We start from the raw sequence: 24,746 nt of genomic DNA on the forward strand, positions 1-24,746 counted from the left end.
GCGCACCGCAGGCCTTTTTTCATATACAGGAGAGACATATATGAAGAGAATTTTTTCGAAGGAGAAATCCCGGAAAGAGAAAAAAGCAGATTTTTATATTCTGTATACGATTGTTTTTGCAGCGATCTCGCTGTTTATTTACAGTTGTTTTTATTTCAATGGAAAATCCCTGATCTGGAGTCATGACGGTGTTCCGCAGCACATCAATGCATTGGCCTATTATGGAAAATATCTGCGGAATGTTCTGCAGACGCTGGTGACGGAGCATAAGCTTTCCCTTCCTATGTGGGATATGCATATCGGATACGGTTCCGATATCCTTACAACACTTCATTATTATGCGATCGGTGATCCGCTGACCTTACTGTCCGTTTTTGTACCGGAAAAAGACACAGAGATCTTATATGAGATTCTGATCTTTCTCCGCATTTATCTGGCGGGTATCACATTCAGCATTTACTGCTTTTACCGCAAGAATCCTAAACAGGCCACATTTCTTGGAAGCCTTGTTTATATTTTTGCAGGATGGACCATTTATGCGTCCATGAAGCATCCATATTTTTCCAATCCCATGATCTATCTGCCGCTGGTCCTTATGGGAATTGAAAAGATTTACAAAAAAGAAAAGCCATACCTTTTTATCTGTGCGACGGCTGTAGCGGCAATGTCTAATTTTTATTTCTTTTATATGATCAGTATCTTTATGGTGCTGTATGCAGCTTTCCGGTATTTTGGAATATTCCGCAAGCGTTCAGTAAAAGATGTATTTCAGTGGTTCCTGAAATTTGCTGGCTTTTATCTGGTCGCACTTATGATCGCTGCACTGATCTTTTTACCTGTGGTCATGACTCTGTTTGGAACAGAGCGCTTTCAGGCGCAGAATTATGTGCCACTGTTATATGACCGCATTTACTACGAAAAATATCTCGGCTGCCTGATCGGCGAAAATATGATCCAGTGGGGAGTTGCTGGATATTCCGCAGTCGCAATGGCAGGCGTGTTTGTGATCTTTTCCAAAAAGAAAAAATATACGGGACTGAAGCTAGGCTTTGTGCTTCTGAATCTGTTTTTGCTGATCCCCTTTGCAGGTCATGTACTGAATGGATTTTCATACGTGTCCAACCGATGGATCTGGGCGTATGGAATGCTGATCGCATATATTCTGGTACAGGCATATCCGGAACTGTTTACGCTGGGGATCAGGGAAAAACGACGGATATTTGTAATGCTGCTGATATATGGCGTGCTGGCACTGTTTTCAGAATCCGCCCGCACGGAACGCAATATCATGGCACTGATGATGCTGGTCCTGGCTGTGTTTACAGTGGTTTCCTACGGAAACGTATTTACACAGGGAAAATATCTCTGTGGAATGATCGTGGCCGTGCTTGTGACAAGCATCCTTCTGAATGTTTCATACCAGTATTCTTACGAAAAAGATTATCTGTCAGAATTTGAGGAAAAGGATCAGGCGCTGGAGAAGCTTCAGTCCGGACCGGACAAAGCGATCCGGTCAATGGACGATTCAGCGGTTACCAGATATGACCAGTACAAAACGGGCTCTTATGTAAACACTGCCATGTATATGGGAACCAACAGTACTTCCTATTATTTCAGTGTGGCCAATGGAAATATCAGCCGTTTCTTTGATGAGATGTATCTGAATACCCCCTGGGATTATCATTACAGCAGCCTGGACGGACGGAGTATCCTGGATTGTCTTGCCTCCGTGAAATATTTTGCCATCAAAAAAAGCGGATATGGGTATCTGCCATACGGCTATGACAGTGAAGCAGCAGTCACAAAAAAATACAGGATCTACGAAGACGAGGATTCCCTTCCCCTTGGTTATACCTATGATTCCTGGATTCCCAGAGAAAAGTATGAAAAGCTTTCCGTGACCGAAAAGCAGCAGGCACTCCTGCAGGGGGCAGTTCTTGAGGACAGCAGTCTTTCTGAGGCAGATCTGACCTTTGATGATAAGAAAGCAGATTTTACACTGGAAGCAGGAAAAGGCTGTAAGATCAAAGACGGAAAGATCATTGTGACCAAAGAAGGAGCGACCGTACAGATCGGATATCAGGGAGAACCGGAGGCAGAGGTTTATCTTGTGGCAAAAAATCTGGATTTTAATGCCTATTCTCCACGTACAGTGGTCAGTGATAAAAAATGGGATTCCATGACAGAATATGAGAAGAATACAGTACGTTATGAAGATAATAACTGGCGCTACTGGAAAGAAAGCAAGGAATCAGCAGTGGATGTTTCGCTGGGATCCGTGGACAAGACTATCCGGATCTTTACAGATAAATACAACGGCTACAGCGGAAGACATAATTTTCTTCTGAATATGGGATATAAAAACTATTCTGCAGGAACTATGACACTGACATTCTCCATGCCGGGAGAATATACCTTTGATGATCTGTATGTGGTATGTCAGCCTATGTCTTCTGTCGAAGAACAGACAGAGGAGCTTGGAAAAGAAGCTCTTCAGAATATCAAAATGGAGACAAATTGCATTCATGGAGATATCACAACCACTTCCGATAAGATCCTGGTATTTTCCATTCCCTACAGCGCAGGCTTTACCGCCTATGTAGATGGAGAAAAAACAGAACTTGTGAAGGCAAACAGTATGTATATGGGACTGGAATTAAAAAAAGGCAGGCATACGATCACGCTCAGATACTGTACACCGTATATTGTGCCCGGAATGATACTGACGGTGATCGGCCTTATCCTGTTTGCCGGGATCGTAATATCTTACCGGCGCCAGAGAAAACAAAAAGAAAGGGGAAAACAGGAGAAATGAGCCGATTATCGGTAGTTTTGCCTGCCTGTAACGAGGAACCGATGGTGGAGAAAACCTGCCGGACTCTCAGAGAGCTCCTGGGGCAGGCCGGGATCCGTTATGAACTGGTCCTGGTAGATGACGGTTCCTCTGACGGGACCTGGGCAGCCATAGAAAAAGTATCCAGGGAAGATAAAAATGTGACAGGTGTGCATTTTTCCAGAAATTTCGGAAAAGAAGCAGCAATCGTGGCCGGCCTTGCACAGGCATGCGGAGATGCGGTGGCAGTGATGGACTGTGACCTGCAGCATCCGCCGGAAATCCTCTTGGAAATGTACCGGCTCTGGAAGCAGGGCTACGAGGTTGTGGAGGGCATCAAGAAAAACCGGGGAAAAGAAACTCTTTTTCACAGAAAAAGTGCCAGATTTTTCTATCGGATCATGTCCCGTGCCACCGGCTTTGATATGGAAAACGCTTCCGACTTCAAGCTGCTGGACAGGAAAGCGGTGGAGAGTGTTCTCGCCATGCCTGAGCGCAGCATGTTTTTCAGGGCGGCATCATCCTGGATAGGCTTCAAAAGCATCTCCGTACCTTTTGAGGTGCAGGAGCGTGAGGCCGGAGAATCCAAATGGTCTGCAGGAACGCTGATCAGCTATGCGTTTCGGAATATCGTGGCATTTACAACACTTCCGCTGCAGTTTGTAACAGCCGGTGCTGTGGGCTGCTTTGTGTGCTCCCTGCTCCTTCTGGTTTATTCTCTGGTCCGGTATTTTTCCGGGCATGCGGTGGAAGGCTATACTACACTTCTGATCGTGATGCTTTTTATTGGAAGTGCTGTGATGATGAGCCTTGGGATCATCGGATATTATATCGCCAGGATCTATGAGGAAGTAAAACGTCGTCCAAGATATATCGTATCAAAGATCATACGAGGAGGAGATACCAATGAAAAAGTGGATCCTTAAATTCTATGAAAATGATGTGATCCGTTATATTTTCTGGGGTGGTTGTACGACTCTCGTAAATCTGTTAAGCTTTTATATCATGAGGGCAATGGGAATCCCGCTGATGTGTGCCAACATCATATCGATCATCCTGGCGATCCTGTTTGCCTATGTTGTGAATTCCAGATTTGTATTTCATGACCGCTGTGAAACATGGAGGGATCATATACGGCCCTTTCTGAAATTTATAAGTGCCCGTCTGGTGACCATGGTCATTGAGGTAGGTGGCGTATGGTTTCTGGCGGAGATCCTGGGATTCCGGGATATGTTTGCAAAATTCTGCACACAATTTATCGTGCTGGCGTTGAATTATATCTTTAGTAAATTTATTATTTTTACCACAGGTAAAAGGATTGGAGGTAGCAAATGATGACTTTGGATGAGGCAGTGAAGAAAGTCCGCCCTCTGGATGAAAAGGCTATGGAGGGGGCGAGAAAGAGATGGGACAGTATTGCAAAGCCCCTGCATTCTCTGGGAGAGCTGGAGAATATGCTGACACAGATCGCCGGTATCACAGGTACACCGGAGGTACGTGTGGAGAAAAAAGCAGTGGTTGCCATGTGCGCGGATAACGGAGTTGTAGAAGAGGGTGTGACCCAGACCGGACAGGAAGTGACGGCTGTTGTGGCTGAGAATTTTCTGGAAGGGACTACTACCTGCTGTGTGATGTGCCGTCAGTGTGGAGCAGAGCTTTTTCCTGTAGATGTGGGAATGGTCACAGATACAAAGGTCCGTACAGATCTTAAGGTTGCCTATGGGACCAGAAATATGACCAGAGAGCCGGCAATGACAAGAGATCAGGCGATCCGTGGCATCGAAGCCGGAATTGCCATGGCAGAGGAGCTGAAGGAAAAAGGCTATCAGGTTCTTGCAACCGGCGAGATGGGCATCGGAAATACTACCACCAGCAGTGCGGTAGCAGCTGTGCTTCTCGGAAAACCGGTGGAAGATATGACCGGACGTGGTGCCGGATTGACCAGTGAAGGGCTTGTCCGGAAGATCAATGCGATCAAAAAGGCGATCGCCTTGAATAATCCGGATCGTTCAGATGCCATTGACGTCCTGGCAAAGGTAGGTGGACTGGATATTGCAGGAATGGCAGGAGTATTCATTGGAGGAGCAGCACTTGGAATGCCGGTTGTCATGGACGGATTTATTTCCTGCGTATCTGCACTGATCGCAATAAAGATCTGCCCGCAGGTAAGTGATCATATCCTTGCGTCTCATGTATCCAAAGAGCCTGCAGCACAGCTGATCTTGAAGGAGCTTGGCAAGGAAGCGATCATCCACGCAGGCATGTGCCTGGGCGAGGGAACCGGAGCTGTGGCACTGTTTCCGATGATGGATCTGTCCTGTGCAGTATATAATTCCATGAGTACCTTTGGTGATATCAATGTAGAACAGTACGAGGAGTTGAAATAATATGCTGGTTGTTGTAACAGGAGGCAGCGGAAGCGGAAAATCTGCTTTTGCGGAAGAAACCATACTTTCCCTTGGCGAAGCCAGAAGGATCTATATCGCCACCATGCAGGCTTTTGACGAAGAAAGCCACAGGCGCATCCGCAGACACCGGCACATGCGTGCAGGAAAAGGCTTCGAGACAATAGAAAGATATACAGAGCTTGATGAGCTGCTCATCCCGAAGGACTGTGTGGTTCTTCTGGAGTGCATGTCCAATCTGGTTGCAAATGAGATGTTCCGGGAAGACGGCTTCCACCCGGAGGTGGCAGAAAAGATCACAGAAGGAGTGAAAAATCTTCTTTCCCAGGCAAAGCATGTGGTGATCGTCACCAACGAGATCTTTTCAGACGGGATCCTCTACGAGGAAGAATCAGAACAGTACAAAAAAGAGCTGGGACAGATCAATCAGAAACTGGCAGAGATGGCAGAAGAGGTTGTGGAAGTCGTATACGGGATCCCTGTATGGCATAAAGGAGGAAAGGAAGCATGAAAAGCTTATGGAACAGTTTTAAGGCAGCCTTTGCCATGTTTTCAAAGATCCCCATGCCCATGGTGGACTGGAAGAAGGAAAACATAAAATATATGATGTGCTTTTTCCCCTTTGTGGGTACTGCCATCGGCATCCTGATCTGGCTTGCAGGAGGGGTCCTCGGTGTACACGTAGCTCTGGAGCCATTTTTTCTCGCTGTGATCCTTACTGTGATCCCGGTATTTATTACCGGCGGCATTCATGTAGACGGGCTTCTGGACACATCGGATGCATTAAGCTCCTGGCAGGAACGCACAAGGAGGCTGGAGATCCTGAAGGATTCCCATGCAGGTGCATTTGCCATTATCACAGCCTGTGTATATTTTATCCTCTGGCTGGGAGCCTGGGATCAGCTCCTTGGAAATTATAACGGAATCTGTATCATGAGCCTGGGCTTTATGATGTCCAGATGTCTTTCCGGGATCGGTGTGATTACATTTCCCAAGGCAAGGACAGACGGGACTGTGGCTGAATTTTCCAGAAATGCGTCAGAGATCGCAGTGCGAAATGTTCTTATTACTATGTTTGTGATCCTTGCAGCGCTGATGATATGGGTAGATCCGGTCCTGGGTGTTCTGGCGGCTGTCAGCGCACTTCTGGTATTCTGGTGGTATCACCATATGGCTTTGAAATATTTTGGAGGGACCACAGGTGATCTTTCCGGATTTTTCCTCTGCATCTGCGAGGTCGTGATGGCACTGGTGCTTGCTCTTGGCGGCACGTTTAATCTGTAATGAAGATTTGGATGAGGTAAAAAAGATATGGAAATGATAATCGGAGGCGCATATCAGGGAAAAGCTGACTATGCAAAAGCACAGTTCCCGGATGTGGACTGGAAATTCGGAGGAGAGATCACAGAAGAGGAGCTTCTGAAGGCAGCGGGTGTTCTGGGATTTCAGGAATACATAAGAAAAGCTCTGAAGGCAGGAGAAGATCTCACCGGCCTGGCAGAAAAGCTGGCACAGCAGGATACGGATGTGATCCTTGTCAGTGAGGAGGTAGGCTACGGGATCGTTCCGGCGGATGCTTTTGAGCGGCAGTACCGTGAAGCTGTTGGCCGGGTGTGCACTGCACTGGCTGCAAAAAGCAGAAGAGTCACAAGAGTGGTATGCGGGATCGGGACGGTGCTGAAGGATGATTAGATTATATCTGATACGACATGGACAGACACCCGGAAATAAGCTTCAGCGTTATATCGGAACAACGGATGAACCACTGAGCATGGAAGGAAAGGAATTTCTGGAAAAGCTGACCTATCCCATGCCGGAGGCCCTTTACGTAAGTCCGCTCTGCCGTTGTGTGGAAACTGCGGGGATCCTTTTTCCGGGAAAAAGCTTTCATATTATCGAAGAGCTTTCCGAGTGTGATTTTGGAGAGTTTGAGAATAAAAATTATAAAGAGCTTTCCGGAAATCAGGATTATCAGAGGTGGATCGACAGCAATGGAACGCTTCCTTTTCCGGGAGGAGAAAGTCGAGAAGCTTTTAAGCACCGGAGCCTTACAGGATTTCAGAAGGCCGTCACACAGTGTATCCGTAACAACATAAAGACAGCGGCTCTTGTGATACATGGCGGTACGATCATGAACATTATGGAAGAATATGCGGACAGACCCAGGGCTTTTTATGAATGGCATGTAAAAAACGGCGGCGGTTATCTGGCAGAGCTGGAGCCTGCGCTGTGGCAGAAGGGACGGAGAGAACTCTGTGTCCGTGAAGCATATATGGAGGGTTAAGTTATGAATGAGCAGAAGATCAGTTGGAAACGCAGTGACTTGAAATGGCGTGGAAAACAGGCATTCAAAAAAAATTACTGGTCAGCAGTGCTGGTAAGTCTGGTGCTGGCTATTGTGATGGCAACCGGCGGAAGCGGTGCGGCCACAGGCAGTGCCGGAAATGCGGCAAGTCCGGATTACAGTGTTACAACGTATCGTTTGGGTACGGATATCAATGGTGTTACTTCTTATGTCAGCCATGTATTTCGCTCCCCACTGGCAGTGCTTTTTGCGCTTCTGAGTGCCAGTGCCGTGGTAGCTGTGGCTCTGATCGGAATCCTTTTCCATTTTTTTGTGGGAAATGTTCTGGAGGTAGGCGGAAGAGATTTTTACATTGAGAACCTTTATTCTGTACCCGGGCCCGGAAAGCTCCTCAGTGTATTTCGTTCCGGAAATTACGGTAATATCGTAAAAATCATGTTTTTACGGGACCTGTATCTTGTATTGTGGACGCTGCTTTTTATTATTCCCGGAGTGGTAAAATCCTACGAATATAAGATGATCCCTTATCTTCTTGCGGAATATCCGGATATGAGCACAAAGGAAGTATTTGCAAAAAGTCGTGAGATGATGAACGGCCAGAAGATGGATACCTTTATCCTGGATCTTTCCTTTATTCCCTGGTCTGTCCTTTCGGCAATTACGGCCGGGATCGCGGGACTCTTTTATGTATCCCCGTATAAGGATGCAACCTATGCGGAGCTTTATGATACTCTTGCGGCAGGAATGCCGGGAAACGGACAGCAGGTGTATGAAGATGAAAACAGCGGCATTTACTGATAAAATGATCCTTGTGAGAGGTGGCGGAGATCTGGCCACAGGAGTGATCCACAAGCTTCATCAGAGTGGCTATCAAGTCCTGATCCTGGAATGTGACCGTCCAAGTGCCATCCGCCGTCATGTGGCCTTCTGTGAAGCTGTTTATGACGGAACTGCAGAGGTAGAAGGCGTTGTGTGCAGGAGGATCACGGAGAACGATATCCGGACCCAGTGCAGGAAATGCTGGGCACAGGGAGAGATCCCCCTTCTGACAGATACCCATGGAAAATATATCCGCGAACTGGAGCCGGAGGCAGTGATCGATGCCATCCTTGCAAAAAAGAATCTTGGGACCAGCAGGGATATGGCACCACTGACTGTGGGACTTGGCCCGGGCTTTACCGCAGGGGAGGATGTGGATTACGTGATCGAGACCATGCGTGGACATAACCTGGGAAGGATCATAAAAAAAGGCAGTGCCCTGCCGAATACCGGAGTGCCGGGACTGATCGCAGGGATCGGAAAGGAACGTGTGATCCATTCACCGGCAGCCGGTAACATGAAAAACATCTGTCAGATCGCAGATCTTGTTGAAAAAGACCAGGTGATCGCCATGGTAGGTGATACGCCGGTGAAGGCTACCATTTCCGGTGTGATCCGGGGATTGATCCGGGACGGCTACCCTGTTTTTGAGGGAATGAAGATCGCGGACATCGACCCAAGGGCAGAACAGAAGAAAAACTGTTTTACGATCTCAGACAAGGCGAGGTGTATCGCAGGGGGAGTTCTGGAGGTGCTGCTTTCCTGCGGAGTGCTTCCGGGAACAGAGAAAGCTGTGAGGAATGAGAATCTGTGACCGATACAGAGCCTAGTGTCCCTGAAAGAAGTTAGAAGATAAATGGAGTGTGTCATGAAGAAAAATGAAAAAGCGCTTACTGTGGCATTCACAGGAGGCGGCGGAAAGACCAGTCTGATCCTTGGACTGGCAGAAATATTTTCCGGACAGGGAAAACGTGTGATCGTGACCACAACCACGCATATGGCATGGGAACCGGAACGTCCTTTTGCGGAGGCAGAGGACATTCCGGGAGCATGCCGGCTTATAGAACAATACGGATACGTCATCGCGGCTCATCACAAGGCCGGGCAGCCAAAGATTTCCGGCCCCGAAAAGGAGATCCTGGAAAAGCTGCCCGGCTTTTGTGATCTTCTTCTTGTGGAAGCTGACGGATCCAGGCGCCGACCCCTTAAAGTACCGGCTGTTCATGAGCCGGTGATTCCTTCTTTTGCAGATATGGTAGTAGGAGTGATTGGTCTTGACTGCATCGGCAAAAAGATCTGTGATACGTCACACCGTCCGGATGATGTGGCGGGATTTCTGGGAAAGTGTACAGATGAGCCTGTGACATGGATGGATGTGTGGAAGATCATCCGGTCTGAAGCCGGATTGCAAAAAGGCGTGGACGGGCGAAGATTTCTCGCGTATCTGAACAAGGCAGATACTCTGGAGGATCCTTGTGTGGTGGAGAAGCTTATGGCACAAGGTCAGGAGTCTGGGATCATGGTAATCTGCGGAAGCCTGCAGAGAAGTGTAAACAGCTAGTACAGCGAATATTAAGTTTCTGCTATATTGACGCAGCAGATGAAAAATCAGGCAAGTCAATATGGCGGTTACTTAATATTCGCTGTACTAGAATCGAAAGGAAGTGGAGCGGTGATATGAAGCTGGGACTGATCATGCTGGCAGCAGGAAACAGCCGGCGGTTTGGAAGCAATAAGCTGCTGTACGGGATAGACGGAATGCCGATGTACAGGCATATCCTCCTGGAACTGAAAAAAGTGAAAGCAGCACTGGAGGAACAGGGGCACAGGTGTGAGATCACAGTTGTCACACAGTATGAGGAGATCGCGCAGGAAGCAGAGAAGCTCGGCGCGAGGTTTCTTTATAATCTGCATCCGGATGAGGGGATATCTTCCTCATTGAAGATTGGGCTGCGGGTCAACCGGGAGATGGATGCTTGTCTGTTTACGGTGGCAGATCAGCCGTGGTTGCGGTGGGAGACGGTTTTGGGACTGGTGGATGTGTTTTTGAGAGATGGGAAAGGAATCGCCTGTGTGGAGCATGATGGGAAGACCGGGAATCCCTGTGTTTTTTCGAAGAAGTATTATGGGGAGCTGATGGAACTTTCCGGTGATGTCGGAGGGAAGAGGGTGGTTGTGGCACATCGGGGGGATGTGGCTGTGATGAAGGTGGAGGATGGAAGGGAGATGGTGGATGTGGATTTTGCGGACGGACGCCGGTGAGGTACCGTCTGGTTTGGGCTGGGCTTCGTCGGGGGCTGGCTTCTAAGGCGCTGGAAATCTGCTAAAACCGCTGAAAAAAATCCAGAACTCGCTCCTGCGTCGCTCAAACAGCTGGATTTTTTCCAGCAACGCAGATTCCCACCGCCTAAGAAGCGCACCCCTCCTGCAGAGCCAGCCCAAACCAGACGCTACCTCGCCGGCTGACGTGCGAAGGAGTGGAAGGCTATAGTGGAGGCGTGAGGTTGAAGAATATAGCGAAAAGAGCTGTTGACGTGTGACAGAGGGAATGTGCTGGAGTGAAGGTGTGAGGTTGAAGAAGATGACAAAAAGAGCTGTTGACGTGTGGCATAGAGAGTGAGCTAGAGCGTGTCTGAAAAATGCTTTTCGCAAGATGGGCGTCACAATTTGTGGGAGATTTTGTCCGGACGAGGGTGTCGTAGCGGGCTACGGCAACCGAATTCGGGCAAAATTTCCCGCAAAGTGGGGCGTGCAGATTGTGAGAATGATTTTTCAAACACGCTCTAGGGTGAAAGCACCGTGTCTGAGGCAATTTTCACGCATACAAAAGCCAGCAGGGAACCGCCCTGGCGTGGCGGGATGTTCTGCAGGAGTCCTGCTGATTCTTAGGTGGTGTGGCAGCACCTTAGAAGTCAGCGGATGACGAAGCCCTTCCCGCTACGCCAGGGCGGTTCCCTGCGTACGTTCGTTATAATTTATAATTATAAGGTAGACAAATCTCAAATAAAATGATTCTTAGCCGCTTCTTCCTCAGCCAGACGAACCGTCTCACCGGAAGGATTGGAGATCACTGCTGAAGCTACGATCTCACAAGGCGGGTTCCCTTTTACACTGTCAACGGCAGCCGTAACAGCAGAAACATCACCAGTCAGAAAAACAGTGGCATGACCACCACACTTCGTCTGCCAGGTAAGAAAAGAAACATCAGAAGTCTTCAGCATCTGGTCGATCACCAGAATCGCATTACTGCTGCCAACAACCTCAACTAAACCAAAAGCACCATAATTCATAAATCCATCGCCCCCTTTATTTATTGATCGTCATCTTCAGTGCGATCTCAGTATCCTCAGAAGGAGAAGCGATCACAGTATGAGAAACAACCTTACCAAGAGGTTTGGCTGCCTCCAGCGCAACCTCCATAGCTGCATTAACGTCAGAAACAGAACCACGCATCTTGACACAGGCGCCACTCTTCAGACGGTTACGTTCAACACTCTGGATCTTGACATTGGCTGCTTTGGAAGCAGCATCAAGAGCAACAAAACAGGCAACCAGGTTATCCAGCTCAAAAACACCTACAGCCATGCCCTTATAATTATTATCCATAAAAATACCTCCATGCGGAACAGATTCCAGTAATGTGGTTTCTTGACCGGTTTTACGTGGAATCATTACCGTTTTTATGGATTTATTATAACTTTTTTAGACAAAAATAGCAAGAAATAAATACACAGATAACAAAGTATTACTGAGAACGGAGTGAACAGTAGTTCATGAAGAGAACAGCAACGCAAAGTTTACTTTGGACGCCGGATATAGTATATTAATTAAATAAGAAATAGCAGGAAGGTGTAAAGAAATGCAGATACATCAGACAGACTTTTCAACAGGAAATGTCTATCGTAACATTATGGAAGTGGCTGTGCCGATGATCATTGCACAGATCCTGAACCTCCTTTACAACATTGTAGACCGGATCTATATCGGAAGGATTCCTGAGATCGGAGCCACTGCACTGACAGGAGTGGGACTGTGTTTTCCTATTATCACCCTGATCACCGCATTTACCTATCTTTTTGGAAATGGAGGAGCACCGCTTTGCTCCATGGAACGGGGAAGAGGAAACCGGGAAGAAGCAGAAATGCTCATGGGAAACACCTTTGTGATGCTGATCGGCACAGGAGCGATCCTGACAGCCATTGGCCTTATCTTTTACAGACCGATCCTCTATGCCTTTGGCGCCAGTGATGTAACCTTTTCCTATGCGGCAGATTACATAAGGATCTATCTTCTGGGAACCCTGTTTGTGATGATCACTCTGGGAATGAACCCGTTTATCAACAGCCAGGGATTTGGAAACACAGGGATGCTCACGATACTGATCGGTGCTGTACTGAACATTCTTCTGGATCCCCTGTTTATCTTTGGGACGCACATGGGAGTCCGGGGAGCGGCTTTGGCGACTATCATTTCCCAGTTCTGTTCCGCCATCTGGGTCTTACGCTTCCTTACAGGAAAAAAGGCGATCCTGAACCTGAAAAAAAGCGCTATGAGGATCTCCTGGAAAAGAGTGGGCAGTATCGTAAGCCTGGGTATGTCTGGTTTTTTTATGGCATTTACAAACAGTCTTGTGCAGGTGGTATGCAATGCCACACTCCAGACCTGGGGTGGTGATATCTACGTTGGTGTCATGACAGTTTTAAATTCTGTCCGTGATATTTTCACTATGCCGGTCCATGGGCTTACCACAGGTGCCTCCCCGGTCATGAGCTTCAATTATGGAGAAAAAGCATACGACAGAGTCAAAAAAGCAATTAAATTTATTACAGTTGTCTGTGTGATCTATACCCTGGCAGGCTGGGGAATCCTGAAGCTGCTTCCGGAATTTTTTATCCGGATCTTTAACAGCGATTCCGGGCTTCTGGAAAAGGGAGTTCCCGCCCTTCATATTTACTTTTTTGGCTTCTGCTTTATGGCATTGCAGTTTACCGGACAAAGCGTGTTCGTAGCACTTGGAAAGGCAAAAAAGGCCACCTTTTTTTCTCTGTTCCGAAAGGTAGTGATCGTGGTACCGCTGACGCTTCTGCTACCTCATGTGAATGGTCTGGGAACAGATGGCGTGTTCTGGGCGGAACCGGTTTCCAACCTTGTAGGCGGCTGTGCATGCTTTTTTACCATGCTGGCGACAGTACTGCCGGAGCTGAATAAACGTAAGGCATAAGACGGGCCGGATAAAGGTTTGCGGGAAATTTTGATATGTGTTAGAATGGACGAGATGATTTTTTTGCAAACTAAGCAGAAATCTTAAGAAGGGCCGGCGTATAGCCGGACAGGAATGAGAGGAAAACATAATGGCTTTATTTCAGGCATTTCGGGCAGTAAGACCTGCTTCGGAAAAAGCAGAAAAGGTGGCTGCACTTCCCTATGACGTAGTCAGCAGAGAGGAAGCGCGAGAGATCGGGGAAAAAAATCCGGAATCTTTTCTCCATATAGATCGTGCAGAGATGGATCTGGATCCGGAAACTGATCTTTATGATCCGATGGTTTATCAGAAGGCAAGGGAAAATCTGGATCGTTTCCAGAAAGAAGGGATCCTGATCCAGGATGAGAAACCGAACTATTATCTGTATGAACTGATCCGTAAGGGAAGATCCCAGACCGGGATCGTAGGTGTCAGCTCCATTGATGATTACATGAATGGTGTGATCAAAAAGCATGAGCTTACAAGAGAGGATAAGGAGCAGGACCGCATCCGTCATGTGGATGTCTGTGATGCCAACACAGGCCCTATTTTTCTGGCGTGCAGATATCCGGCAGAGCTTCTTACTCTTATGGAAGAATGGAAAAATGCACATGCTCCTGTGTATGATTTTACTTTCGATGATGAGATCACACATCGTGTATGGGTCGTAGATGAGGAAGAAAAGATCCGGACTATACATAGTCTTTTTGGCGGGATTTCCTCTATCTATATTGCAGATGGCCACCACAGAGCAGCCTCCGCAGTAAAGGTTGGACAGAAGAGAAGAGCGGAGCATCCGGACTACACAGGAAAAGAAGAATTTAACTTTTTCCTGTCGGTGGTATTTCCGTATGACCAGCTGACCATCCTTCCGTATCACAGGATCGTAAAGGATATCAAGGGTATGGAACCCAAAGCCTTTATCGGAAGCATGAAGTTTAATTTTGAGCTGATGGCAATGCCGGGATTTCCATGTAAACCGGTGGAGAAACACTGCTTCGGGCTGTATGTAGACGGAGAATGGTTCCATCTGAAGGCATATCCGGATATCTATGCGGGAAAAGACAGCGTAGGTCAGCTGGATGTGTCTATTCTTCAGGATAAGGTCCTGGGTCCGGTTCTGGGGATCAGTGACCCGCGTACCGATGAAAGGATCCGCTTTATGGGAGGAAACCACCGGCTGAAGGATCTGGCAGCAGCTGCAGATGAGACAGGAGGAGCTGCCTTTGCCATGTATCCTACATCCATGGAGGAGCTGATGACGATCGCAGACGAGGGGAAGCTTATGCCGCCAAAGAGCACCTGGTTTGAGCCGAAGCTCCGCAGTGGCCTTTTTATCCATAAGCTTTCAGACTGATGCCGGAGACTTTATAGAATTTTAATAAAATCGTCAGGAAAATCTTAGGAAATTAATACAGATCGCTCACATTTGTCAGGTAATATACAGTATATGCTGAGCAAATGAGAAAGAGAGGTTTTCATGACAAACGAACAGTATTACGATTGCATCCAGCCATACCAGAATGCATGCCAGATCATGCGCGCCAAGCTTGAAGTGCTCAACGGAAGTCTGTATCAGAAGTCTGCCGTATCTCCGATTCACAATATCCAGGAACGGATCAAATCCAAGAGGAGCATCGAAAAAAAGCTGGAGAAGCTGGGACATTCGGACAGTGTGCAGAACGCCAAGGATCATCTCCGGGATATCGCCGGAATCCGTGTGATCTGCTACTTTATTGATGATATATATAATCTTGTAAATGCGCTGAAACGGCAGAGTGAGCTGATCTTTATCAGGGAGAAGGATTACATACAGAATCCAAAGCCCAACGGATACCGCAGCCTTCATGTGATCATCGCAGTTCCGGTATACTATCTGGATACCATGGAGTATTTTCCGGTGGAGATCCAGCTGAGGACGATGACTATGGATCTCTGGGCAAGCATGGAGCACCGTGTCTGCTACAAGAAGCTTCCGGAACACAGGGATGAGCTGGCAGAGGCTTTCTGTCAGTACGCAGATATCCTCGGAAAGATCGAGGAACAGTTTGAAGCCTACAATGAAACAGGAATGCTGGAGGAGATCACACCAGCCCAGATTGCTGAGAATCCGTCGGAGGGATAAAAATGGAGATTGAAGAGGAATTTGTATCCGGTTTCTGCCGTACCATGAACGGGGGCGAAACCGTCTGCTGTGAGTATACACGGCAGGAGGACGGCAGCAGGAAGCTGACTTTTATGGACTGCGCGCATGAGAGATGTGTAAATACAGGCGCCTGTGAGATCTTCAAACAGGCTCATGAACTGGAGCAGAAATAAAAGATCAAAGAAAAGAAAACGGCGAAAATGCATAATGATCAAAAATAATAATGATAAAAAAACAATTATAAAAAAATCACAGAAAACAGGAGGAGTAGGTATGAAGCACACAGTAGATGCGATGGGAAAGCAGTGTCCGATCCCGGTGGTGATGACCAAGAAGATTCTTGACAAGGCAGAGCAGGGAGACGAGATCTTAATACTGGTAGACAACGAAACGGCGGTAAACAACTTAAGCAGACTTGCCGGAAGTACCGGATGCAGCTTCGTATCCAGAAAAACAGAAGGTGGTTATGAGATCAATATGACAGTAAAATCAGATTCTGCTGCAAGAAGTCAGGCAGAGCCTGAGATCGTCTGCACACCGGCTGTTCCTAAGGGAGATTATACAGTTGCCATCACTTCTGATAAGATGGGAGACGGAGATCCGGAGCTTGGTGCGATCCTGATCAAGGGATTTGTGTATGCGCTGACACAGCTGGAGACACCGCCGTCAGTTATGCTGTTTTATAATGGCGGAGCCAGACTTACTGCACAGGATTCACCATGTATCGAAGACCTTAAGACCTTACAGGAACAGGGAACAGAGATCCTGACTTGCGGAACCTGTGTGAACTTCTATGGACTGAAGGAACCGGCAGTGGGAACCGTAACAAATATGTATACCATAGCGGAAAAGCTCACAAAAGCAGGAAAAGTGATCCGCCCGTAAACAGAGAAACATATAGAAACAACAAAAGTATATAGAAACTTACAGAAGCAGACAAAAACATATAGATTTTGGGAAATACAATATGTAGAAGGTGACAAATTTCGACTTGTGGACTTTAACAACTCGGTATTTTGGAGGTTATTATGGCTTTTGATTTTAAGAAAGAATTTAAAGAATTTTATATGCCTAAGAATAAACCAGAGATTGTAAATGTACCTAAGGCAAATTATATTGCAGTTAGAGGAAAAGGCAATCCAAATGAAGAAGGCGGGGCATATCAACAAGCAATCAGTATTCTATATGCTGTTGCATACACATTAAAAATGAGTTACAAGACCGATTATAAAATTAAAGGCTTTTTTGAATATGTTGTTCCGCCATTGGAAGGCTTTTGGTGGCAGGATGATGTTGTGGGTGTAGATTATACAAATAAATCTGCTTTTAACTGGATTTCTGTTATTCGTTTGCCTGATTTCATATCTAAAGCTGATTTTGACTGGGCGATAGAAACAGCAACGAAAAAGAAGAAAATTGATTGTTCGTCAGCAGAATATCTTACGATTGATGAAGGATTATGCGTTCAAATTATGCACATAGGTTCTTTTGATAACGAGCCAGCAACCGTTGCTCTTATGGATACTTATATAGAACAAAATGGGTATCTCAATGATATTAACAAAGATAGATTGCACCACGAGATTTATATGTCTGATGCAAGAAAGGTTGCTCCAGATAAATGGAAAACTGTAATTAGACATCCGATTAAGAAAGCGTAAAATCGGGATTTACTTCTACTTAGACATACAAACTGTTGACAGTAAAACTCCTATATAGTATTATTTGATAAAATACTATATAGGAGTTTTTGTATGAAAATGAATGGCGGATTTCTTGTTACCAAAATAAAACAACTTGGAGATCGAATCTTTGAGAAGATTCTCAGCGAAAAGAATATTGATGCGTTTAACGGAGCCCAGGGGCGTATTCTTTATGTACTGTGGCAGGAAGATGGAATCTCAATCAGGTCACTCTCGATTAAATGTGGATTAGCGATAACTTCTCTTACTACGATGCTGGAAAGAATGGAAAATCAAGGGCTGATAAGACGCGTTCAGTCTGAAACGGACAAAAGGAAAACACTCCTGTTTCTGACTGAAAAAGCACATGCCTTAAAGGACGAATACGATTCTGTATCTGATAAAATGGGCAGTATTTACTACAAAGGTTTTTCGGAGGAAGAAATTACCCAGTTTGAGGAATACCTCGACCGTATCAGAAAGAATCTTGAGGAGTGGCAGAAATCATGAGTATTTGTATCAAAGATCAGATTCAAAACATGAATATCGTCATTGGCTGCACAGTGGGGTGTACATATTGCTATGCCCGCAACAACGTGAAACGCTGGCATATGATTGATGACTTCGCTGACCCTGAATTCTTTCCGGGTAAGCTCAAGATGATGGAAAAGAAACGTCCGCAGAACTTTCTTCTTACCGGGATGAGCGATCTCTCCGGATGGAAGCCGGAATGGAGAGACGAGGTATTTGCAAAGATCCGTGAAAATCCACAGCATCAGTTCCTGTTCCTTACCAAGCGACCTGATTTGCTGGATTTTGATACCGATCTGGAAAACGCATGGTTTGGTGTTACGGTGACGAGAAAAGCAGAACTATGGCGTATTGACGCACTACGGGAAAATGTCAGAGCAAAACACTATCATGTTACCTTTGAGCCGCTATTCGACAATCCAGGTTCAGTTGATCTTTCCGGAATCAATTGGATCGTTGTCGGCACCATGACCGGAGCTCAGAGCAGGAAGATTCATACGGAGCCGGAATGGGCATGGTCTCTGGCGGACCAGGCACATAAGCTCGGCATTCCGGTGTTTATGAAGGAAGACCTTGTCCCTATCATAGGGGATGAAAATATGATTCAGGAAATGCCGGAAGAATTTAATAAAGTGTTAGAGGTACAGAAATCATGGAAGAAGTAATAAATGGAATCCTCATTCGTGAGGTGGAAACAAAGAACATCATGACTAAGTCTAGTCTGCCGGTAGGCGGTTACTCGGTCAATCCCTATGTGGGCTGTACACATGCCTGCAAGTATTGCTATGCTTCTTTTATGAAGCGCTTTACCGGGCACAAGGAGGAATGGGGCACTTTCCTTGATGTGAAGCATTGGACGGAAATTAAGAATCCGAAGAAATACGCCGGCCAGCGGGTGGTCATCGGTTCTGTGACAGATGGCTACAATCCACAGGAGGAGCAATTCGGGAATACCAGAAAACTTCTGGAGCAGCTGATCGGCAGTGACGCAGATATTCTGATCTGCACAAAGTCGGATCTTGTGGTACGAGATATTGATCTGCTGAAGAAGCTTGGACGAGTAACCGTTTCATGGTCGATCAACACACTAGATGAAAATTTCAAGAACGATATGGACTCTGCTTCTAGCATTGAGCGCCGTATCGCTGCTATGAAGCAGGTATATGAAGCAGGTATCCGTACAGTCTGTTTCGTATCTCCGGTATTCCCCGGTATCACGGATTTTGAAGCAATCTTTGAGCGGGTAAAGGATCAGTGCGATCTGTTCTGGCTCGAAAATCTCAATCTTCGAGGCGGTTTCAAAAAGACAATTATGGATTATATCGCCGGAAAATATCCTGATCTTGTACCACTTTACGACGAGATCTATAACAAGCATAACCGCAGCTACTTTGAAGCACTTGAAGTAAAAGCTGAGGAAATGGCTAAGAAGTATGATTGCCCATTTGTGGATAATGAAATGCCTTATGGCAGAGTCCCGCAGGGACATCCGGTGATCGTAGATTATTTCTATCATGAGGAAATCCGAGGGACAGAGAATACAGGAAAAAGAAATCGTTAATCTAAACGAAAATTAAACTGATGATGGTGGAGAGATTTATTTATCGCCATTTGAAATCGAGAAGTTCTTGTTTGAAAAATCGAGAAATTGTAAAATTGAAGAAAAAAGAAATGCACAGTTCTTAGCTTATCGAGAACTGTGCATTTTTGTAAATAAATACTTTTAATTAGCCGATTACGGCGTCCTCTGCTGTAAAATGTTCCAGAGAATTTTCTTTTACCTGAATGCAGATATAAGTAATTCCGGAAATATCGGATGCAAAAAACTGACGCTTTGCAGCAGGTGCGATTTTTAGCCAGTCTCCAGTTGAAAGGCTGATTTCTTCTCCATCAATTATGGCTTTGCCGTTACCTGAAAGAATTCCATAGATTTCCTCATTTTCTTTATGAGAATGAACAAATGGGACATTTGCTCCTGCAGGTAGTTCGTTTAAACTGATTTCTGCACCTGTTAAAGACAACTTTTCATGCAGCTCAATTCGGTTTTCCTTTCCAATAGTTGTTTTTGTGTAATTTGTCATAATAATACCTCCATAGTTGATTTGTAGTTTCTAATTACATGGCATTAGTATAGTGTGAGACACATACAAAAACAAGTACGCACCTTTTTGTAACTGTACACTCAAAATTGAATGTGTTACAATAGACTCGGAGGTGAGAATTATGCGAGCAAAAGAAGAATTACCGGAATGCCCAGTTGCAACAGCAGTATCTCTCATCGGAGGAAAATGGAAACTGCTGATTTTGCGTAACTTGAAAGAGCGCCCATGGAGATTCAATGAGCTACAACGAAGTATAGATGGTATTTCACAAAAGGTTTTGACAGATAGTTTAAGACAAATGATGAGTGATGGACTGGCATATCGCCACGATTACCATGAGCAGCCACCGAGAGTTGAATACGGATTAACGGAACTCGGAACAAAAATGCTTCCAATTGTTAATTCACTTGCTGACTTTGGTAACTACTATAAATCACTTATTGAACAGAAATAAGTACGTTAGTATTTGAAAAGCTCGAACAATCAGAATTTGAAAGTGAGATGTATTTTATAAAAAAGAAGATTATATTAACAATAGCATTTGTTATTAGTTTATTACCAATGTTATTAAACCAATATGGTGGAATGAAAGGTGTACAAGAGATTAGTGGTTTAATTAATTTGTATAATCCAATAGGCATTATATCTGTGTTATTTTTTATTATAGGTGTATGGATTCCATTTAAAAATAAAAAAATCAATAAAGTTTTTGGTGGATTAGGAGTAGTAGGAATTGTGATTTCTGAAATATACAATTTTTTTACTTGGCACATAATGAATATAACAGGGAAAATGAGTATTCATAATAGTATCGAATTTGCTTTTCCAGAGTTTTATGTTGGATTGGTAATATCTTTAATTATGATAGCTGTTTATTTCTGCATTGATAAAATCGTAAAAGAATAACCAATTCCAGTTGTGCGCCCAGCTAAGGGTGTGTAGTCAAGCCGGTGGGATTCCGGTTTATCCAAGGTTTAGCCAACCAGATAATAGCGAGTCTTGGGACGATGCCGGTAACGGCATCTGACAAGCGTAGACAGCAAGAAAGCAGGGTTGAATAGTGATTGAGCTTCGAAACGTTAACTTCAGTCGGTCGACGTCTTAACTGGTGCGGAAGACAATATCATATAATGCGATATGGCGAGTGTTATGTGGCACTGCGGAGTCAGAGAACCAATCATGTTTTACATTATGAATACACATCAACTGGGGAGAACCTGCCATTTCTCGAAGAAGAGTATGAAGTTGCAACTGAAAACGGAGGATTTCAAATGAATGGTAGGTGGTCGGACAATCCCATAGTACTGTGGAAATCGGGCAATGCCGATGGAGGGAAGGGGATTGCATAGTAAAGGTCTTACTGAGGACACATTATCCGTACTCAGGGACGGAGGAAATAATGGAAACGAAATTAGTGAGAATAGCTGAGATATCGGCAACATCAAAACATCCTATATTTACATCAGTGTACCACTTGATAAATGAAGATATGCTAAAGCAATGCCATAAGGAATTAGATGGGAACAAAGCAGTCGGAATTGACAAGGTAACTAAGGATGAGTATGGGAAGAACCTTGATAGAAATATCAAGGAACTGGTACAGAGGTTGAAAAACAAATCCTTTAAGCCACTTCCGTCACTGAGGGTATATATACCTAAAGGAAATGGAAAGAAACGACCATTAGGGATTGCTTCCTATGAAGATAAGATTGTACAAATGGCAGTGAAGAAAATACTGGGAGCTATTTATGAACCGAGATTCCTAAACTGCATGTATGGATTCAGACCGAATAGGGGGTGTCACGAAGCAATAAAAGAAGTATACCAACGGATAAGCTATGGAAAAATCAGCTATATCGTAGATGCCGATATCAAAGGTTTCTTTGACCATATCGACCATGATTGGATGATGAAGTTCCTTGAATGGAATATACAGGATAAGAACTTATTGTGGCTAATACGTAAATACCTTAAAGCAGGAATAATGGAGCAAGGAAAATTCGAGCCAACAGAGGAAGGTTCGGCACAAGGCTCAGTAATGAGTCCGATGCTTGCAAATATATACATGCATCATGTGCTGACGCTGTGGTTTAAGCTGGTGGTGCAAAGGGAAATGCAGGGAGAGTGTTTTCTCGTCAACTTTGCGGATGATTTTGTTGCAGGATTTCAATATAAGTCAGAAGCTGAAAGATACTATAAAGAGTTAAAGGAACGAATGGAAAAGTTTGGACTGGAGCTGGAAAGTAGTAAAAGCAGACTGATTGAATTTGGGAGATTTGCAGAGCAGAATCGTAGAGCAAGAGGAGAATGTAAGCCTGAAACATTTGATTTTCTAGGGTTTACCTTCTACTGTAGCAAAACTCGAAAGGGAGGTTTCGTGCCAAAGGTACAGACTTCAAGAAAGAAGTTTGAGCAAAAGGTTAGAGCATACAAGAACTGGATTTACGATAATCGAAATCGACCAATGCGAGAAATAATTAAAGAGTTGAACGTAAAACTAATTGGACACTATCGGTATTATGGTGTTACATGGAATTTTCGGAAGATAACAACATTCCTGCATAGAGTACAACAGTTTCTATTCAAAGCCATGAATCGGAGAGGTTGTAGACGGGCATACACATGGAATGGATTTGTGGAAATGCTCAAGTATTACCCGTTAGCAAAACCTAAAACGTACTATTGTTTATATTGAAGCAAATGTTACTATGAGGAGCCGTATGCGGGAAAGCCGCACGTACGGATCTGTGAGGGGCTAAGATTGAGAGGTCTTAGTCTACTCGACTTATTGACCAAGAAATTAAGGAGGATTCATAATGAGTGAGAAAACAGAGATTACTTTCATGCAAACCAGATTAATCCGGCTTGCTTCAGAAGAGTGGCATTTACCTGTTGAACAGATTATCCACTTGTAACAATTCCAAAAGAAAAAATGGATTATACAATCGACCTTCTTATCACTATGGTGACAGAAGAAATCGCAGAAGAGACGGGCAAGGACAGAAAAGAGGTATTGACAGATTTTCTATGTTCAAAGACAGGAAAAGCACTGTATGATGAGAACACAAAGCTGTGGTGCAATGGTCCGGCATATATAGCTGAATTGTATAGGGAAGAATTAAAAAAACAAGATATCATATTTGAAATGAATGCATATCCGGATGGTGTTGAATATTGGAACACAGAGAACGTTCCCACCGGCTGAACAGTAAAATCGTTATCTCAGAACCGCAGGAGAAAGACGGAACAGAAAATTACCGCCGTACTCCTGAAACGGTCACAATGGAAATTCATTTCGAGCCAGTATTTTCTCATAAAAGACATAAAACAGTTGATATCCGGTTATGAGCAAGCAACGAAGCGGATCGGATTGCAAATATCCGCCTGACTTAGCTCCGAACTTACAATTCCACATCAAGTTGCTGCTCCTCAATATGATGGCGCTTTGCATAGCCGGTGAGCATCAGTGTCAGCGCACCGTCGCCGGTCACGTTGCATGCAGTTCCGAAGCTGTCCTGCAGTGCAAAGATGGTAAGCATCAGTGCAGTGCCGGAGCTGTCGAATTTCAGTATTCCGGTGATGATGCCAAGGGATGCCATGACAGTTCCTCCGGGAACACCGGGAGCTCCGATGGCAAAGATACCCAGAAGAAGGCAGAACAGAACCATGGTACCCGGCGTTGGAACGGAACCGTACAGAATCTTCGAAATCGCCATACAGAAGAAAACCTCTGTCAGAACGGAGCCACAGAGATGGATGTTTGCAAACAGAGGGATCCCGAAGCTGACCAGATCCTTGCGGAGTGGTTTTGCCTTGGAGGCGCACTGCAGTGCAACGGCCAGTGTGGCTGCAGATGACATGGTCCCTACGGCAGTCAGGTAGGCAGGACCATAATGGCGGACAACCTCCAGAGGATTTTCTCCGGAATAGATTCCTGCAAGGATGTAAAGAAGAGCCATCCAGATAAAATGCCCGGCCAGGACCAGTACGATGATCTTCAGAAAAACAGGCAGCTGTCTGGTAATGGTTCCCTCGTAGGCAAGGCTGCAGAAGGTAGTGCCGATGAACAGCGGAAGAATGGGGATGATGATCCGCGCAACCAGAGAAAGAACGATCTTCTGAAATTCATCCAGAAGTCCTGTGATCAGCTTCGCTTTTGTCCAGGTAGCGGCAAGGCCCAGCATCATTGCAAAAACAAGAGCACTCATAACGGACATGATCTGCGGGATCTCCAGCTCAAAGATCACCTCCGGCAGCTGCTTCAGTCCTGCAGCATAGGAATGGATAGACAGATGTGGAATGATCAGAAAGCCGGAGGCCGTAGAAAAAAGCGCCGCGCCAACAGAGGAGCCGTAAGCGAGGACAACCGCAACCCCCAGCATCAGCGAAGCATTTTTGCCAAGCCGGGTAATGGACGGAGCGATAAAACCCAGCACGATCAGCGGTACGCAGAAGGTAATGATCTGGCCCAGAATGTACTTGATAGTAACTGCGATATTGAGAACTGCCATGGAGATTCCGTTGGTGCTGTACCGGTTCAGGATAAGCCCGGCTATGATCCCCAGGATCACAGCGACCAGCAGCTTAAATGGCAGACTGTTGAAAAAAGATGTTTTTTTCATTGGAAAACCTCCTCGGATAGTATAAAATAAAGCCAGAGTTTATTATAAAGGTATTTGAT

The 24,746-nt window shown here is 45.4% G+C and carries 31 protein-coding genes and 1 pseudogene; 27 read left to right on the forward strand and 5 right to left on the reverse strand.

Annotated features, from left to right (window positions below):
• The first annotated feature begins 40 nt into the window (after window positions 1-40).
• The 12 genes from CCC17_RS12925 to CCC17_RS12980 all read left to right on the forward strand — a co-directional run bounded on the left by CCC17_RS12925 (window position 41) and on the right by CCC17_RS12980 (window position 10,624).
• Entirely contained in the window at window positions 41-2,815 is a 2,775-nt protein-coding gene (locus tag CCC17_RS12925) for a YfhO family protein (RefSeq protein ID WP_287083225.1), read from the forward strand.
• Window positions 2,812-3,759 carry a glycosyltransferase family 2 protein gene (locus CCC17_RS12930; protein WP_287083226.1) on the forward strand — a complete coding sequence of 316 codons (948 nt, stop codon included), beginning with the start codon at window positions 2,812-2,814 and terminating at the stop codon, window positions 3,757-3,759. Before CCC17_RS12925 ends, CCC17_RS12930 begins: the two co-directional genes overlap by 4 nt.
• Window positions 3,740-4,168 carry a GtrA family protein gene (locus CCC17_RS12935; protein ID WP_287083227.1) on the forward strand — a complete coding sequence of 143 codons (429 nt, stop codon included), beginning with the start codon at window positions 3,740-3,742 and terminating at the stop codon, window positions 4,166-4,168. Before CCC17_RS12930 ends, CCC17_RS12935 begins: the two co-directional genes overlap by 20 nt.
• A complete protein-coding gene (gene cobT, locus CCC17_RS12940) occupies window positions 4,168-5,220 on the forward strand; it encodes a nicotinate-nucleotide--dimethylbenzimidazole phosphoribosyltransferase (protein WP_015524753.1) in 1,053 nt (350 codons plus the stop codon). Before CCC17_RS12935 ends, cobT begins: the two co-directional genes overlap by 1 nt.
• A gap of 1 nt (window position 5,221) precedes the next feature.
• A complete protein-coding gene (locus tag CCC17_RS12945; RefSeq protein WP_270614513.1) occupies window positions 5,222-5,749 on the forward strand; it encodes a bifunctional adenosylcobinamide kinase/adenosylcobinamide-phosphate guanylyltransferase in 528 nt (175 codons plus the stop codon).
• On the forward strand, window positions 5,746-6,522 hold the full coding sequence (cobS, locus tag CCC17_RS12950) for an adenosylcobinamide-GDP ribazoletransferase (RefSeq protein WP_287083228.1): 777 nt from the start codon (window positions 5,746-5,748) through the stop codon (window positions 6,520-6,522). Before CCC17_RS12945 ends, cobS begins: the two co-directional genes overlap by 4 nt.
• A 27-nt stretch (window positions 6,523-6,549) precedes the next feature.
• A complete protein-coding gene (locus CCC17_RS12955) occupies window positions 6,550-6,930 on the forward strand; it encodes a bifunctional adenosylcobinamide kinase/adenosylcobinamide-phosphate guanylyltransferase (protein ID WP_287083229.1) in 381 nt (126 codons plus the stop codon).
• Window positions 6,923-7,522 (forward strand): histidine phosphatase family protein, encoded by a 600-nt coding sequence (locus tag CCC17_RS12960; RefSeq protein WP_270486606.1) that lies wholly within the window; start codon window positions 6,923-6,925, stop codon window positions 7,520-7,522. Before CCC17_RS12955 ends, CCC17_RS12960 begins: the two co-directional genes overlap by 8 nt.
• A 3-nt stretch (window positions 7,523-7,525) precedes the next feature.
• Window positions 7,526-8,341, forward strand: a complete 816-nt coding sequence (locus CCC17_RS12965; protein ID WP_287083230.1) for a DUF975 family protein — start codon at window positions 7,526-7,528, stop codon at window positions 8,339-8,341.
• Entirely contained in the window at window positions 8,313-9,176 is an 864-nt protein-coding gene (gene yqeB / locus CCC17_RS12970) for a selenium-dependent molybdenum cofactor biosynthesis protein YqeB (RefSeq protein WP_330577342.1), read from the forward strand. The genes CCC17_RS12965 and yqeB overlap by 29 nt, the downstream gene beginning before the upstream one ends.
• Before the next feature lie 54 nt (window positions 9,177-9,230).
• On the forward strand, window positions 9,231-9,923 hold the full coding sequence (yqeC, locus tag CCC17_RS12975) for a selenium cofactor biosynthesis protein YqeC (protein WP_287083231.1): 693 nt from the start codon (window positions 9,231-9,233) through the stop codon (window positions 9,921-9,923).
• A gap of 116 nt (window positions 9,924-10,039) precedes the next feature.
• A complete protein-coding gene (locus CCC17_RS12980) occupies window positions 10,040-10,624 on the forward strand; it encodes a nucleotidyltransferase family protein (RefSeq protein ID WP_287083232.1) in 585 nt (194 codons plus the stop codon).
• Window positions 10,625-10,847: 223 nt separating this feature from the next.
• On the opposite strand, the gene CCC17_RS15120 is transcribed toward CCC17_RS12980, so the two are convergent.
• Complete coding sequence (locus tag CCC17_RS15120; protein ID WP_334296242.1) at window positions 10,848-11,117, reverse strand: DUF6783 domain-containing protein; 270 nt, start codon at window positions 11,115-11,117, stop codon at window positions 10,848-10,850.
• Between CCC17_RS15120 and CCC17_RS15125 the strand changes: the two genes are divergently transcribed.
• Window positions 11,016-11,285 (forward strand): DUF6783 domain-containing protein, encoded by a 270-nt coding sequence (locus CCC17_RS15125; protein ID WP_334296241.1) that lies wholly within the window; start codon window positions 11,016-11,018, stop codon window positions 11,283-11,285. The two genes, CCC17_RS15120 and CCC17_RS15125, sit on opposite strands and share 102 nt — an antisense overlap.
• A gap of 76 nt (window positions 11,286-11,361) precedes the next feature.
• Here the strand turns inward: CCC17_RS15125 and CCC17_RS12985 are convergent, their stop codons facing one another.
• Together CCC17_RS12985 and CCC17_RS12990 are read right to left on the reverse strand one after the other, a co-directional pair.
• The gene (locus CCC17_RS12985) at window positions 11,362-11,652 is read right to left on the reverse strand and encodes a BMC domain-containing protein (RefSeq protein WP_015524765.1); all 291 of its coding nucleotides are present in this window, start codon (window positions 11,650-11,652) and stop codon (window positions 11,362-11,364) included.
• A 16-nt stretch (window positions 11,653-11,668) separates the two neighbouring features.
• The gene (locus CCC17_RS12990; RefSeq protein WP_138277430.1) at window positions 11,669-11,968 is read right to left on the reverse strand and encodes a BMC domain-containing protein; all 300 of its coding nucleotides are present in this window, start codon (window positions 11,966-11,968) and stop codon (window positions 11,669-11,671) included.
• Between the two features lie 253 nt (window positions 11,969-12,221).
• Here CCC17_RS12990 and CCC17_RS12995 point away from each other — a divergent pair, with 253 nt between their 5' ends.
• From CCC17_RS12995 to CCC17_RS13035, 9 genes are all read left to right on the forward strand, one after another.
• Entirely contained in the window at window positions 12,222-13,583 is a 1,362-nt protein-coding gene (locus CCC17_RS12995) for an MATE family efflux transporter (protein WP_287083233.1), read from the forward strand.
• Window positions 13,584-13,713: 130 nt separating this feature from the next.
• Window positions 13,714-14,961 carry a DUF1015 domain-containing protein gene (locus CCC17_RS13000; RefSeq protein WP_287083234.1) on the forward strand — a complete coding sequence of 416 codons (1,248 nt, stop codon included), beginning with the start codon at window positions 13,714-13,716 and terminating at the stop codon, window positions 14,959-14,961.
• Between the two features lie 123 nt (window positions 14,962-15,084).
• Entirely contained in the window at window positions 15,085-15,729 is a 645-nt protein-coding gene (locus CCC17_RS13005) for a GTP pyrophosphokinase (RefSeq protein WP_118368364.1), read from the forward strand.
• A 2-nt stretch (window positions 15,730-15,731) separates the two neighbouring features.
• Entirely contained in the window at window positions 15,732-15,923 is a 192-nt protein-coding gene (locus tag CCC17_RS13010; RefSeq protein WP_118368363.1) for a hypothetical protein, read from the forward strand.
• Between the two features lie 100 nt (window positions 15,924-16,023).
• A complete protein-coding gene (yedF, locus tag CCC17_RS13015; RefSeq protein WP_118368362.1) occupies window positions 16,024-16,635 on the forward strand; it encodes a sulfurtransferase-like selenium metabolism protein YedF in 612 nt (203 codons plus the stop codon).
• Between the two features lie 143 nt (window positions 16,636-16,778).
• Complete coding sequence (locus CCC17_RS13020) at window positions 16,779-17,411, forward strand: GyrI-like domain-containing protein (RefSeq protein WP_118368361.1); 633 nt, start codon at window positions 16,779-16,781, stop codon at window positions 17,409-17,411.
• Between the two features lie 93 nt (window positions 17,412-17,504).
• Window positions 17,505-17,942, forward strand: a complete 438-nt coding sequence (locus CCC17_RS13025) for a radical SAM mobile pair system MarR family transcriptional regulator (RefSeq protein WP_117613248.1) — start codon at window positions 17,505-17,507, stop codon at window positions 17,940-17,942.
• Window positions 17,939-18,628: a radical SAM mobile pair protein A gene (locus tag CCC17_RS13030; protein ID WP_287083235.1), complete on the forward strand. Its 690-nt coding sequence runs from the start codon at window positions 17,939-17,941 to the stop codon at window positions 18,626-18,628. The genes CCC17_RS13025 and CCC17_RS13030 overlap by 4 nt, the downstream gene beginning before the upstream one ends.
• Window positions 18,616-19,524, forward strand: coding sequence for a radical SAM mobile pair protein B (locus CCC17_RS13035; RefSeq protein WP_287083236.1), 909 nt, complete (start codon window positions 18,616-18,618; stop codon window positions 19,522-19,524). Before CCC17_RS13030 ends, CCC17_RS13035 begins: the two co-directional genes overlap by 13 nt.
• 166 nt (window positions 19,525-19,690) lie before the next feature.
• On the opposite strand, the gene CCC17_RS13040 is transcribed toward CCC17_RS13035, so the two are convergent.
• Complete coding sequence (locus CCC17_RS13040) at window positions 19,691-20,044, reverse strand: cupin domain-containing protein (RefSeq protein ID WP_117495883.1); 354 nt, start codon at window positions 20,042-20,044, stop codon at window positions 19,691-19,693.
• Between the two features lie 142 nt (window positions 20,045-20,186).
• On the opposite strand from CCC17_RS13040, the gene CCC17_RS13045 reads away from it, so the two are divergent.
• From CCC17_RS13045 to CCC17_RS13060, 5 genes and pseudogenes are all read left to right on the forward strand, one after another.
• On the forward strand, window positions 20,187-20,519 hold the full coding sequence (locus CCC17_RS13045) for a winged helix-turn-helix transcriptional regulator (RefSeq protein ID WP_117497750.1): 333 nt from the start codon (window positions 20,187-20,189) through the stop codon (window positions 20,517-20,519).
• A gap of 47 nt (window positions 20,520-20,566) precedes the next feature.
• Window positions 20,567-20,971 (forward strand): hypothetical protein, encoded by a 405-nt coding sequence (locus CCC17_RS13050; protein ID WP_207724845.1) that lies wholly within the window; start codon window positions 20,567-20,569, stop codon window positions 20,969-20,971.
• Between the two features lie 493 nt (window positions 20,972-21,464).
• Window positions 21,465-22,760, forward strand: a complete 1,296-nt coding sequence (gene ltrA, locus CCC17_RS13055) for a group II intron reverse transcriptase/maturase (protein WP_155177828.1) — start codon at window positions 21,465-21,467, stop codon at window positions 22,758-22,760.
• 121 nt (window positions 22,761-22,881) lie between these two features.
• Window positions 22,882-22,977: pseudogene (locus CCC17_RS15250) on the forward strand (DUF3791 domain-containing protein); the annotation flags it as partial.
• A gap of 20 nt (window positions 22,978-22,997) precedes the next feature.
• Entirely contained in the window at window positions 22,998-23,270 is a 273-nt protein-coding gene (locus CCC17_RS13060; protein ID WP_243164975.1) for a hypothetical protein, read from the forward strand.
• Window positions 23,271-23,466: 196 nt separating this feature from the next.
• Here CCC17_RS13060 and CCC17_RS13065 read toward each other — a convergent pair whose 3' ends face one another.
• On the reverse strand, window positions 23,467-24,687 hold the full coding sequence (locus CCC17_RS13065) for a dicarboxylate/amino acid:cation symporter (protein ID WP_287083237.1): 1,221 nt from the start codon (window positions 24,685-24,687) through the stop codon (window positions 23,467-23,469).
• Between the last annotated feature and the right edge of the window lie 59 nt (window positions 24,688-24,746).

The organism is Blautia sp. LMAG:36, from assembly GCF_008680535.1.
Classification (GTDB): Bacteria; Bacillota; Clostridia; order Lachnospirales; family Lachnospiraceae; genus Blautia_A; species Blautia_A fusiformis.